Below are 12,033 nucleotides of genomic sequence, written 5' to 3'. Positions count from 1 at the left end.
CGTTTATTTCACCTCCGCAGTTTCTTGCTGTACAAATGTAACTGTGCCGTTATCAAGTGATGCAATTTCTGCTAGTGACTCAACACGAACTCCTTGTTCACGAAGCTTCTTTCCTCCATCTTGAAATGCTTTTTCAATAACAATACCAATTCCTGCAATACTTGCTCCAGCTTGCTCTACTAAACTCATTAAACCTAAAGCAGCCTGACCGTTTGCTAAAAAGTCATCAATAATTAAAACACGATCATTTTCATCGATATGATTTCGAGATAATGAAATTTCATTCGTTTCTTGTTTCGTAAATGAATGTACGTTTGCAACGTACATATTATCTTGTAACGTTAACGATTTACGTTTTCTTGCAAAGATTACTTTTACACCAAGCTCTAATGCAGCCATAACCGCTGGTGCAATGCCTGAAGATTCAATCGTCACGATTTTTGTAATGTTCTCTTCTTTAAAACGTTTAGCAAATTCTTTTCCGATCTCTTGCATAAGTACTGGGTCAATTTGATGATTTAAAAAGGCATCTACCTTTAATACGTCACCAGATAAAACCTTTCCTTCGTTCAAAATCTTTTCTTGTAATACTTTCATGTTTGTTCCCCCTCTTATGCAATAAAAAACTCCAAAAGCCGCCACCACTCGTTACAAGTGAGAGACGCGCTTTTGGAGTTTCGCAAAAAAGAATGCTAAACAAGCAAATATATTCGTCCTCACTCATAGTCAAAGTATTTACGGTACTTCGGTAGAAACTTGCAGGCCATATCCCCGCGATTATATGAGTGTAGCTAACTATTTATTTTATAGATGGATTATAACGCACTTTTTATACTTTGAAAAGCATTTCTTAATAAAACACGTACAAATTTTATAAAAACATCATTTTCGTTCGAGTTTTGTAAACTCTTACATATTATTTCAAAGTGTCGTTAAAATGATTGGCCCATCTTTTGTAATCGCAATTGTATGCTCATATTGCGCTGATAATTTCCCGTCCATCGTTCTTGCAGCCCATCCATTTAAATCTACTTTCGAATATCGCATACCTACATTGACAATAGGCTCAATTGTAATTACCATTCCTTCTTGTAGTTCAGGCCCTTGTCCTTGTTTCCCAAAATGAAAAATTGCTGGTTCTTCATGAATCTCTTTACCTATTCCATGTCCCGTAAAGTCTCTTGCGACAGAAAAACCTTTATTTGCTACATAACTTTCAATCGCATAGCCAATATCTCCTACATGATTACCGATTATCGCCTGATCAATTCCTTTATACAATGCATTCTCAGCTACTACCAATAACATTTCTGCTTCTTCAGAAACATTTCCAACTCTATACGTCCAAGCAGAATCTGAAAGACCACCATTTAAGTTTACTACCATGTCAATTGTTACAATATCACCCTCAGTTAAAGGAACATCCGCCGGAAACCCATGACACATTTCATCGTTTACAGATGCGCATATCGCATATGGATACCCGTTGTAACCTTTCTGTTCAGATGTTGCACCATGCTTTTCTAAATATGCTTCAACAAACGTATCAATTTCTTTTGTCGTAATACCTGGTTTCATCATTTGGGCAATTTCCCTATGACATGAAGCAAGTAATTTCCCAGATTCATGCATCAAATCTATTTCATTTTTCGTTTTAATTGTAATCATTCTATCTCTCCTTGCTAAACCTGCTATTTGCTACTAAAGTTCAATCATACACATCCTCTTCCAAAACTTCCAATTATAAAAGCAAACATCATTTCTTCTATTTTCCGAATATAAATTTTTATTTAATTCGTTTTTTAAAATATTACATCTAGTATTTTTTATTGATGTTTATTTATAAACAAAGTATATTGTTACTATACTATTAAAAGGAGGATTGTTAAAGATGATGCATGCAGGAAGACTACGTCAGCAACCTTTGAACACTAAGTAATTTAATATGTTCAAAGGCTCTGTTTTCATAAAGCAGAGTAAACGGGATTAGTCTGCACATTTTTAATAATCTTCATCGGAAGAGTACACTTTCCACATGAAGAAAGGCAGATATACATCTGTCTTTTTTTCGTATATTTTTTCATACAAAGAGAGACGTTTATTCATTATATCCTCGTTTACTCTTAACCACAGACAGAAGCCCGTCTGTGGTTTTTTTATGATTACATTTTCTTATATCTCGCTACTTTAAGCATATTGATGTAGTTAGAGACAAAAAGTAACAGAAAACGCATGAAAACATTGAAATTAGAATAAACATTTGGAGGAAATAAAAATGAATACACTTAAAGTGAAACAATTAGCAAATACGAAAGGCCTAAATATATTAGAAGATTCAATAGAAATCAATGAATCTGGCGTTGACTTTCAAGTAGCACACGTTAAAGAACAAAACGGGGATAAATGGATACTAAGAATTCCTCGTAGACCAGAATCTATGAGACATGCTCTACGTGAAAAAGAAGCATTAGAAATCATGAAAAAACATGCAGAATTCCAAATTCCTGATTGGTCTATATTTTCTGAGGAACTAATTGCTTATAAACAACTAAGCGGCGTTCCTGCCGCTACTATTGATATAGAACAACAAGGTTATATATGGACCTTTAACGAAAAGAATGTACCAACTGAATACCATACTTCATTAGGAAAAGTTCTAGCGAATTTACACTCATTACCTCAACAAAAATTTAATAATACAGGTGTTGAAATTCTTACTGCTAATGAATTAAGAACTTCTATGAAACAAAGGATGAATCGAGTGAAGGAACAATACCATATTAATCAAGACTTATGGGATCGTTGGCAAGCATGGCTAGCTGAAGATTCTTTTTGGCCATCTCACGTAGGAGTAAAGCACGGGGATATCCATCCAGGTCATATCCTGATTAATAATAAAAATAAAGTAACTGGCTTAATCGATTGGACAGAAGTAGGAATAGGTGATGTATCTATAGATTTCACATCGCATTATCTACTCTTTGGGAAGGATGGACTAACAAAGTTAATTCACTCTTATGACAACGCTGGCGGTAAAACTTGGTCAAAAATGGATGAACATATTATCGAACTTCTAACAACGAGTAGTATTACTGTTGCTGAATACGCTCAAGTTTCAGGTTTGAAAGACATGCATGAAATAGCTGTGCACATGCTAGCAACTGAAAGATAATGAAATTGCAAAAAAACAGAAGAACCCTCTTCTGTTTTTTTGTTATTTTTTACATATATAATTCATTTTCAAAAACTCAAAACAACTACCATTTGTTTTCTGTATAAACGTTCCAACAACTTCAAATCCTGCTCTTTTATACACTTTAATCGCTCTCTCATTACATGTCGCTACTGATAGTGTTATATACTTGCAACCATATTTTTCTTTACTAAAAGCTAGTCCAGCGTTTACGAACTGTAAACCAAATCCATTTCCAGTTATATCAGGTCTCATTCCAAGACCTATATCAAACGTTCCATCATTTATTTTACAAACAGTAAAAAAACCAATGAGAGTGCCGTTTTCCTTCACAGAAAATGTATGATCTCCTCTACTCTCATCATGTAAAAACTCAGCTAAATCTTCTTCATCTGCACCTATATCGTAAAAGGAATACCTCCCTTCATAATGCCAGTTATATGCAATTTCTTCTGCTTCTTCTTGCGTCATTACTGTATATGTATAAGCCATTCTTCTATCCCCCTTGAAAAAAAGAGCTGCAATTAAGCAGCTCTTTTTTATAACTCATAGATTTCTTTATACTTCGCTTCTAAATAATCTGCTAAGTAGTTTGCATTTAATCCTTCACCTGTCACATCTTCTAAAATTTCAAGTGGCTTTTTCGTTTTACCGTATTGGTGAATATTTTCTGTTAGCCATTCACGAATTGGTGTTACGTTTCCTTCTTCTAATAATGCATCAAAGTTCGGAATGTCTTTTAACATTCTTTGCTTAAATTGCGCTGCATACATATAACCAAGCGCATAAGATGGGAAGTATCCAAATGAACCACCAGCCCAGTGAACATCTTGCAATACACCTTGTGCATTGTTTTCCGGACGAATTCCTAAATATGCTTCCATCTTATCATTCCAAGCCTCCGGCAAATCCTTCACTTGTAATGTGCCATCAAATAATTCTTTCTCAAGTTCATAACGAACCATGACGTGAAGCGGATATGTAAGCTCATCTGCTTCTATACGAATGAACGATGGCTTCGATTCGTTAATCGCATCATAAAACTCATCTACTGATATATCATTGAATTGACCATCGCTATACTCTTTTAATAAATCATAATTTTTCTTCCAGAATGATTTATTACGACCGATAAAGTTCTCAAAGAATAATGATTGCGACTCATGAATACCCATAGAAGTTCCACTACATAGCGGTGTACCTTCGAATTTCTCTGCAATATTTTGTTCATATACAGCATGGCCACATTCATGAATTGTTCCAAACACTGCCATACGGAAATCTTTTTCATCATAGCGTGTTGTAATACGAACGTCCCCTCTATTTAATGTAATCTCAAATGGATGTACCGTTTCATCAAGACGACCTGCTTCAAAGTCATAATTCAATTGCTTTAATAACTCTAATGTAAAGTTCTTTTGTTTTTCTTTTGAAAAATATTCTGATAAAGCACTTGTCTTTAATCTCTTTTGTGACTCCGATATTTCTTTTACGAGCGGAACGATACGCTCACGAAGTTGACCAAATACGTGATCTAACACTTCTACTGTAATACCTGGCTCATACATATCTAATAATGTATTATATTTATATGTTTCGTAACCCCAATATGTAATGAATTTCTTTTTAAATTCAACTATTTGTTCTAAATAAGGACGGAACATTTCGAAATCAGATTTTTCCCGAGCTTCTTCCCACACACTTTCCGCTTTCGCTTCTAATTTCACATACGCCTCGTATTCCGCTTGTGGAATTTTCTTATTTCTATCATATTCTTTACGACACTCTTCAACCATTTTCTTCGTCGTTTCAGAAAGTTTATCTTCACTTATTAAAGCTTCAAGCTCTGTTAAATAATTTCCCATCTCATCTGAAGTCGACATGACAAACACTTCTGATGAAAGCATACCAATTACTTCTGAACGCTGGTCTACACCTTTTTTAGGCGCACCTGTTCTTAAGTCCCAAAACATTAAGCTTAATGCTTCCTCATAATTCTGTATCTTCTTCACATATGTTAAAAATTGTTTTTCTACTTCATATGTAGCTACTGTCATCGTATAAAACCTCCCTTTTCTACCTCAAACTTAATTCGACATGGAACTCTAAATCCCTTTTATAATAGAAAAAAAGCTTGGCAAGTGCCAAGCTTTCTCCTTATAATTCTTTACCTTCTACTGGTAGTACGTTTTTCACCGCTTCTATCACTTTCTCATCTTCTGTATCAGATAAGAAGATTGATATAGCACCTTTATCGTCGCTCGTACGAATTAAACGTCCAATCCCTTGACGAAGACGTAAAATCATATACGGTACATCTACATCCCAGAATGGATCATTTACATGTTTACGCTTCGCTTCAAACACAGGATCGTTTGGAGGGAATGGTAATGACCAAATAATAACATGCGATAATGATGAACCAGGAATATCTAAACCTTCCCATAAATGAACAGCACAAAGTACAGTCTCTTCTTCATTTTGGAAACGAGAAACGAGCTGACTAATTTCTTGATCCCCTTCATATAGGAACGGAACGGACATTTGTTCTTTACTTACATATTCTTTAAACGCTGCAAGTTCTTGTGTTGTACGGAATAATACAAGTGTACGTCCATTTGTTTTCTGTATATTTTCAAGTGTATATTGACACTTTCTTTCCCATTCATTTTCTTTCGTATGCGATAGTAAGTTTACTGCCATTTGCTCCTCATAATCAAACGGTGAGGCAACTGAGAATGATAAGTAATCTTTTACCCCTAGGCTATTTGCTGTAAATGCGAATGAATCGTTGTTAGATAATGTAGCAGAAGAGAAAATATACGGGATTTTCTTCGAGAATACTTTCTCTTGTAATACTTCTTCAACTGCACGTGGCATAATCACTAACGTGAAGGCTCCATCACCTTCTTCACCCCATGTAATTACATTTTTCTCGTGCATGAACAGACGAAGTGAATGTTCTAATACATCTAAATGTTCATCAACGATATTTAAATCATACGTGTTTACTGTATGCATTTCACTTTCAAATACTAATGCATCACCGACTTCACCAATTTTCGCATAAAGTCTATTCGCTTCAGCTGTTACTTTTTCTGTCACAGTAATTTCTAAACGATCAGAACCGGCGATTTCCTTTTTATTTTCTTGTAACACATCAAAGAATCGCTCTGTTTGCCAAATTGTTTCTTCTACTAAATGCGCAAACTCTTCACGAATATCGTTTTGCAACAATCTTGTTAAAAGTTGCTCCATCATCGTTTGCTTTAAACGATATGTTAAAGCTTTTTGAGCTGCATATTCTACAAGATGTCCTTCATCGAATACAACGCAGCTACTTTCAGGTAATAACGGAATTTGCCCTTCACGCTTACGAGCATCGTACGTCCAAATATGATCCATGTAGAAATCTTGAGAACAAATAATTAAATCTGCCGCTTTACGATAATGTTCACGAGAAAGAGTTTGACCACAACGATGACGAGAATCACAAGTGAAGCAATCTTGGAAGTAATCCCAATTTACTTTTGACCATTCCTCATCATTTAAAAGTGGAAATTCTTTTCTGTCACCGTAGTGGGTAAAGTTTTGCATCGTACCATGATCGAATACAAACTGTGGTAATTCGTAGTATACATCTTCAATTACTTCTGGAGCTCGTCCACTCATAACATCTTCAAGTTTACGTAAACATAAATAATTATCCATTGATTTCGCAAGTCTAACATCAACAGATAGTCCTAATGCTTCAGATAACTTAGCAATGTCCCCTTCTTCTTTCACAAGCTGCTCAATTAACGTTTCATCAGCACAAGCGATAATAGCTGGTTTTCCAGTATAACGCGCATAGCAAATTGCATATAGAAGATATACAATTGTTTTCCCTGTTCCTACACCCGCTTCTGCGAACATTACTTTCTTTTCTTGGAAAGCACGCTCTAATTGAAACGCCATAAAAATTTGTTCATCACGCTCTTCAAAGCCTTTTTCCGGAAGGATATCGTAAAACACATCTCCAATCCATTCATTCAACTTATCATAAAAATTATCTTGTTTCCCTACTTCAAATGGTAATCTCTTCTCAGTAAACATCCTTAGCCTCCAACCAAAAAGTTTTTCTATAAAAAGATATAGCAACTGCTACTCATATGTGTGCAGCCACTTTCCCCTGTTGCCATACATAGAAATACACGAAAAAAAATTTTCCTTTCGAAAAAGGAAAATTTTTTTCTATATTAATGACTTTAAATATCGTTTATCAATCGCTGTTTCGTGTGAAAGAGCTGACAAATATTCTTCTTGTGCTTTTTGTATTTCATCTACAATCGCACCTTGGCTATCCACTTCTTTCCCGATCTCATCATACGTACGATGAATAGCTTTTTGAATCATTGATAATTGGAAACTATCCATATCACGTCCTCCTTTACGCATTACATAATAGCCAGTATATGCGCGCTGGAGGAGTTTTATACTATGAATTACGCGGTGGACGTTTTCCGAAGTATTGGTAGTAATCTGTACGGATAAATCCATTAAATAGTTTACGTTTCTTCGATGCATCTTTTCCATAACACTTTTCAAATGCTTCGTAGCTTGTTAATACATACGCTGACCATGTGTCTAATGGGCGGAATACTTGTCCCATTTCTTTGTACAATTGTTCAACGAGTGCTTTTTCACTTAAACGTTCTCCGTATGGAGGATTCGTTACAACATATCCATAATCCTCTTTTGTCGTGAAATCTTTTACTTGCATTTGTTTAAATGTAATTAAATCACCTAAACCTACTTCTTCAGCGTTGTCTTGAGCAACTCGGATCATACGATGATCGATATCTGACCCAATGATTTGTAGTGGTTGATTATAATTCGCTAAATCTTCAGCTTCTTGACGAGCTTCACGCCAGTTTTGTTTACCAACCCAGCCCCACGCATCTGATGCGAAGCCACGGTTAAATCCTGGTGCAATATTTTGTCCAATTAATGCTGCTTCAATCGGAATTGTACCTGATCCACAGAAAGGATCCACGAAAGGACGATCCGGCTTCCAGTTTGTTAACTTAATTAAAGACGCAGCCAATGTTTCTTTTAATGGAGCTTCCCCTTGATCCATACGGTATCCACGTTTATGAAGTCCAACACCACTTGCATCAATTGTTAATGTTGCAATATCCTTGAGCATTGCGATCTCAATACGGAATAACGGACCATCTTCTTCAAACCAAGTTGTACGTTTATATGTTGTTTTTAATTTTTCAACGACAGCTTTTTTAACGATACGTTGGCAATCTGAAACACTGAACAACTCAGATTTTAACGATTTACCAATTACAGGGAACTCTCCGTTCTCTGGAATATAATCTCCCCAGTTTAATGCTTTCGTTTTTTCAAACAGCTCATCAAATGTTGTCGCTTTGAATTCGCCAACTTTAATTTTCACACGGTCCGCAGTACGTAACCATAAGTTCGTGCGACAAATCGCCTTTTCATCTGCTTCAAATGTTACTTTGCTGTTTTCCACTTGGCATTCATAACCAAGATCACGAACTTCTCGGGCAACTAACGATTCAATACCCATTGCCGCTGTTGCAATTAAAGTAACTTTTCCCATTTGCATTCACCTCTTATGTATAGTTAAACAATAATTAATAGCAATTTGTCCTATTAATCATTACATTTTACGAAGAATTTTCTCATTAACCATTTTAACTCATAATTTATAACTTCATACAAATAAAAAGCCCTCCTCTAACAAAGGAGAGCTGAGTTATTTCATAGTTGGTTCATAACGTTCTGTAAGCCATGTTCTGTTCCTTTGTACTGCAAACGGCCCACGCCTCGTACTCCGGTGGCAATCATCTATCTACAGGTTATACAACCTGTCCTTTCCCATCGTTCATTTCCTTGGAAAAGATTCCCCTACCATTATTTGGGTTTCTCGCTCGTGGGGTTTACCTCGTTCCACTCCTATCATTTCTTCAAGGACTTCGTCACTGTGGCACTTTAAAGGTAGTCAAACCATATCCGAAAGGACTTAGGTTTTTTCCCTGCCGTTAAACCAGCCTTACAGCCAGAATACCCTAGCTTATGAATTGGCTAGGCACGAACACTACAGCCATCTCAGGCCGTGCGAGCATGGACTTTCCTCTACAACGTTGGCGTTGCAGCGATTACCCAAACGTTATGACATCCATTAGTATAGTGGAAACAAAAAGATTTTGCAATGTTTTTTTCTATGTAAAATGCTTTAACCTTTTTACCACTAAAAATTATTCGTATAACTTACTTCCAAATACAGCTTTTTCTAAATTAGATAGACGTTTTAAAATGTCCGTATTCGTGTTGTTATATACAGGTTGTGCAACTGGTGTTTGTACAACTGGTTGTTGTGGCACTTGCGTTGCTACTAATTTTTGTTCCTCTAATTCACGCTTTAAACGAGCATTTTGTTGCTTTAATTGATCAAACTCCTTGTGGAAAGCTTCATAGTCTTTAATGATCATGTCAAGAAACTTGTCTACTTCTTCTTGTTGATAGCCTCTCATGCCTGTTTTAAATTCTTTTTCTAAAATATCTTTCGCCGTTAATTTAATTTTATCCGAAATCATTTTCTTCACCTCAAATTTTTGCCAAAACTTTCATTACCTAAATTTTTTCAGAAACAACGCCTTTTGTCAATCATATATACGAGTACTATATTACATATTACTCAGCATTATTCCACTGTTCCTCTTCTATTATATCTTGTAAATCAGAAAAAAGAATGAAATAACTGTGATAATTTTCTATTTCTCCTTTTTTCTTTGCTGCTTCTACAATATATTTGGGACTCCCTGGTTTTTCTTCATCATATACAGCTAAAAGTGCATCACTTTTTTCAATAAAAAATTGATTTTTTAATTTAAATTGTTCCGGGCTTTCGTACTTCCGTTTCGTAATACTATCAATATGGTCTGCTTGAGAGAGAATACATTCGTAATATTCACGGTTATCTTCCTTCCAGCTTTCTTCTTGTTCTAAAAACGGAGTAAATACCGCTAATTTTAGATTTGGATATTCTACTTGAATTTCAAAAACAACTTCAGCAGCCCATAATTCGACTCCTAACTGCCCACTTATTATCACCCATTCCAAACCTTCTTCTACAAAAGTAGTTAATTTTCGGTGCAATGCTTTTTTTATACATTCCACCCCTGGATGATCATTTTTAAATATACCAAGTTCAAATGGCTTATATCCCGTTACAGCAATAACTTTCATATCAACACTCCAATTACAAAAAAAGAACTAGCATTTCGCTAGTTCTAACATATCATTTACTTTTTAAATATTCCACCAACGTTTGGTCCAATATTCGGACCTACTGGTGATACATTGTTTGGTAAAAATGGTGATACATTTGGTCCGAATGGTGATACGTTTGGTCCAAACGGAGATACATTTGGTCCTGGACCAAATGGTGATACGTGATGTCCGTGATGTCCATGATGTCCATGACCACATGGTCCACATCCACCGCCGAATCCTGGATCGATTGGGTCTACAACATTTACATTCGAGTTTGTTTGTGGGAAGAAGTTTTGGTTTTTAATTTGTTGATGATGAACATGTGTTGTATGCGTTGGGAAAATGTGTGGCACCACCGTTGTTGAAAAAGAATGTGTTACACACTGTTTCGTCGGATGAATGACAGGAGCAGTTGTACAGATAGGTCCTACAGGCTTATGCCCTCCAAAACAAGGATGACAATGATGCATAGTTTTTTCTCTCCTCTCTCGTTAAAAAAATCTGACTACACTTTACAATATGAGAAAAGAGGGAAAGCCGTTTGTTATATATACCCATTTATTACAAGGAAATTTGTCTAGCCTTCTGCTTTATACGTAATGCTTTTTATAGACAATCCCCCAAGATTACTTACCAAAAAAACCTCCAACTTGCTTTACAATACCCGTCACTTGGTTCATCGCATTCATCATTTGTCCAGCTGTATTCATCATTTTATTTACATCATAGTTACCATCTGAGTTTTTAAATTGGGAAACAAAACTAGAAAATTGACTCGGTTGCTGTTGTTGTTTTTGTTTATTCTGCGTCGGGTACGGTTGTTTTGGTGGATAAAACATCGCTTGTTGATTTCCATAGGGAGATGGTGGTGGCATATAGTATTGTGAATTCATATAAGATTGCTGTTGTTGATCCATATAGGGCTGCTGCTGCGGTTGCGGTTGATTCATATAAGGTTGCTGTTGCTGATCCATATAGGGCTGCTGCTGTTGTTGCGGTTGATTCATAAACGACACTTCAAATGGCTGGTAATAATTTTGATTTCCATAATGAGGCTCGAAAGGATACATATTATACCGTAAATATGTATCCGTATTATATTGGTACATATTTTGCTGTGTATATGGATTAGATTGCTGATATACGTTTGGTTGTTGAAACATGCATTCTCTCCTCCTTCACATAAGTTTCTACATATATAATATGTACCAGTAAAATAATATGTGTGACGGAGTATCTGTCTATTTTTGTCGGAAGTTTAAATTTTTAAAAAATTAAAAAAGAAAACCCTTCCATGCTATGATAATAAAGAAGAAGATTCTCATGGGGGAGGAATCAACATGGTATTAGGGGATTTAAAACAAGCGTTTTCTCAAAAAAAGGGGTATTACACAGAGAATGTAAATGAATTGTTAGACTTTGCGAGACATTGGTATCTCGAAGGAAAAATATGCATTTCAGATTACCGAACATTAATAAAAGAATTAGAAATAAACGGTGCAACAAAACCTACAACAATGACAGAAGTATAAAAAACAAGAGGGTTT

At 35.6% G+C, this 12,033-nt stretch carries 13 protein-coding genes, 1 other RNA gene and 1 riboswitch; of the genes, 2 read left to right on the top strand and 12 right to left on the bottom strand.

From position 1 onward, the window contains the following. Positions 1-3: 3 nt before the first annotated feature. Complete coding sequence (locus tag NHG49_RS07985; protein ID WP_064476595.1) at positions 4-597, bottom strand: xanthine phosphoribosyltransferase; 594 nt, start codon at positions 595-597, stop codon at positions 4-6. Between the two features lie 106 nt (positions 598-703). After that, a riboswitch (purine riboswitch) is annotated at positions 704-805 on the bottom strand. A gap of 116 nt (positions 806-921) precedes the next feature. Next, positions 922-1,668: a type I methionyl aminopeptidase gene (locus NHG49_RS07980; RefSeq protein WP_088048412.1), complete on the bottom strand. Its 747-nt coding sequence runs from the start codon at positions 1,666-1,668 to the stop codon at positions 922-924. A 607-nt stretch (positions 1,669-2,275) separates the two neighbouring features. Between NHG49_RS07980 and mphL the strand changes: the two genes are divergently transcribed. Continuing rightward, the gene (gene mphL / locus NHG49_RS07975) at positions 2,276-3,172 is read left to right on the top strand and encodes a macrolide 2'-phosphotransferase MphL (RefSeq protein ID WP_088048411.1); all 897 of its coding nucleotides are present in this window, start codon (positions 2,276-2,278) and stop codon (positions 3,170-3,172) included. Positions 3,173-3,214: 42 nt separating this feature from the next. Here mphL and NHG49_RS07970 read toward each other — a convergent pair whose 3' ends face one another. From NHG49_RS07970 to NHG49_RS07925, 10 genes are all read right to left on the bottom strand, one after another. Then, positions 3,215-3,685, bottom strand: a complete 471-nt coding sequence (locus NHG49_RS07970) for a GNAT family N-acetyltransferase (protein ID WP_064476598.1) — start codon at positions 3,683-3,685, stop codon at positions 3,215-3,217. A gap of 47 nt (positions 3,686-3,732) precedes the next feature. Beyond that, positions 3,733-5,250, bottom strand: a complete 1,518-nt coding sequence (gene ypwA / locus NHG49_RS07965) for a carboxypeptidase (RefSeq protein WP_064476599.1) — start codon at positions 5,248-5,250, stop codon at positions 3,733-3,735. Between the two features lie 100 nt (positions 5,251-5,350). Beyond that, a complete protein-coding gene (locus tag NHG49_RS07960) occupies positions 5,351-7,288 on the bottom strand; it encodes an ATP-dependent DNA helicase (RefSeq protein WP_000493718.1) in 1,938 nt (645 codons plus the stop codon). 138 nt (positions 7,289-7,426) lie between these two features. Then, a complete protein-coding gene (locus NHG49_RS07955; protein ID WP_000376887.1) occupies positions 7,427-7,609 on the bottom strand; it encodes a DUF3921 domain-containing protein in 183 nt (60 codons plus the stop codon). 61 nt (positions 7,610-7,670) lie between these two features. After that, positions 7,671-8,810: a THUMP domain-containing class I SAM-dependent RNA methyltransferase gene (locus NHG49_RS07950; protein ID WP_064476600.1), complete on the bottom strand. Its 1,140-nt coding sequence runs from the start codon at positions 8,808-8,810 to the stop codon at positions 7,671-7,673. 180 nt (positions 8,811-8,990) lie between these two features. Further along, positions 8,991-9,381, bottom strand: an RNA gene (gene rnpB, locus NHG49_RS07945) — RNase P RNA component class B. 87 nt (positions 9,382-9,468) lie between these two features. After that, the gene (gene gpsB / locus NHG49_RS07940; RefSeq protein ID WP_000622425.1) at positions 9,469-9,807 is read right to left on the bottom strand and encodes a cell division regulator GpsB; all 339 of its coding nucleotides are present in this window, start codon (positions 9,805-9,807) and stop codon (positions 9,469-9,471) included. A gap of 97 nt (positions 9,808-9,904) precedes the next feature. Further along, positions 9,905-10,459 carry an SLOG family protein gene (locus NHG49_RS07935; protein ID WP_048543489.1) on the bottom strand — a complete coding sequence of 185 codons (555 nt, stop codon included), beginning with the start codon at positions 10,457-10,459 and terminating at the stop codon, positions 9,905-9,907. A 56-nt stretch (positions 10,460-10,515) separates the two neighbouring features. Continuing rightward, on the bottom strand, positions 10,516-10,956 hold the full coding sequence (locus NHG49_RS07930; RefSeq protein ID WP_000546280.1) for a CotD family spore coat protein: 441 nt from the start codon (positions 10,954-10,956) through the stop codon (positions 10,516-10,518). Positions 10,957-11,112: 156 nt separating this feature from the next. After that, complete coding sequence (locus NHG49_RS07925; RefSeq protein WP_064476601.1) at positions 11,113-11,649, bottom strand: YppG family protein; 537 nt, start codon at positions 11,647-11,649, stop codon at positions 11,113-11,115. Positions 11,650-11,826: 177 nt separating this feature from the next. Here NHG49_RS07925 and NHG49_RS07920 point away from each other — a divergent pair, with 177 nt between their 5' ends. Beyond that, positions 11,827-12,018 carry a YppF family protein gene (locus NHG49_RS07920; protein ID WP_258125674.1) on the top strand — a complete coding sequence of 64 codons (192 nt, stop codon included), beginning with the start codon at positions 11,827-11,829 and terminating at the stop codon, positions 12,016-12,018. Positions 12,019-12,033 lie beyond the last annotated feature (15 nt).

The sequence above is a fragment of the Bacillus sp. IBL03825 genome, from assembly GCF_024712505.1.
Classification (GTDB): domain Bacteria; phylum Bacillota; class Bacilli; order Bacillales; family Bacillaceae_G; genus Bacillus_A; species Bacillus_A wiedmannii.
Note: the sequence above shows the minus strand (reverse complement) of the source record. Positions and strands in the feature narration are given on the sequence as shown.

Excerpts from the sequence above, each read along its gene's own strand:
- NHG49_RS07985 (WP_064476595.1), bottom strand. The coding sequence starts at position 597 with ATGAAAGTATTACAAGAAAAGATTTTGAACGAAGGAAAGGTTTTATCT.
- gpsB (WP_000622425.1), bottom strand. The coding sequence starts at position 9,807 with ATGATTTCGGATAAAATTAAATTAACGGCGAAAGATATTTTAGAAAAA.
- NHG49_RS07955 (WP_000376887.1), bottom strand. The coding sequence starts at position 7,609 with ATGGATAGTTTCCAATTATCAATGATTCAAAAAGCTATTCATCGTACG.
- NHG49_RS07960 (WP_000493718.1), bottom strand. The coding sequence starts at position 7,288 with ATGTTTACTGAGAAGAGATTACCATTTGAAGTAGGGAAACAAGATAAT.
- NHG49_RS07920 (WP_258125674.1), top strand. The coding sequence starts at position 11,827 with ATGGTATTAGGGGATTTAAAACAAGCGTTTTCTCAAAAAAAGGGGTAT.
- mphL (WP_088048411.1), top strand. The coding sequence starts at position 2,276 with ATGAATACACTTAAAGTGAAACAATTAGCAAATACGAAAGGCCTAAAT.
- NHG49_RS07930 (WP_000546280.1), bottom strand. The coding sequence starts at position 10,956 with ATGCATCATTGTCATCCTTGTTTTGGAGGGCATAAGCCTGTAGGACCT.
- NHG49_RS07970 (WP_064476598.1), bottom strand. The coding sequence starts at position 3,685 with ATGGCTTATACATATACAGTAATGACGCAAGAAGAAGCAGAAGAAATT.
- NHG49_RS07925 (WP_064476601.1), bottom strand. The coding sequence starts at position 11,649 with ATGTTTCAACAACCAAACGTATATCAGCAATCTAATCCATATACACAG.
- NHG49_RS07980 (WP_088048412.1), bottom strand. The coding sequence starts at position 1,668 with ATGATTACAATTAAAACGAAAAATGAAATAGATTTGATGCATGAATCT.
- ypwA (WP_064476599.1), bottom strand. The coding sequence starts at position 5,250 with ATGACAGTAGCTACATATGAAGTAGAAAAACAATTTTTAACATATGTG.
- NHG49_RS07950 (WP_064476600.1), bottom strand. The coding sequence starts at position 8,810 with ATGGGAAAAGTTACTTTAATTGCAACAGCGGCAATGGGTATTGAATCG.
- NHG49_RS07935 (WP_048543489.1), bottom strand. The coding sequence starts at position 10,459 with ATGAAAGTTATTGCTGTAACGGGATATAAGCCATTTGAACTTGGTATA.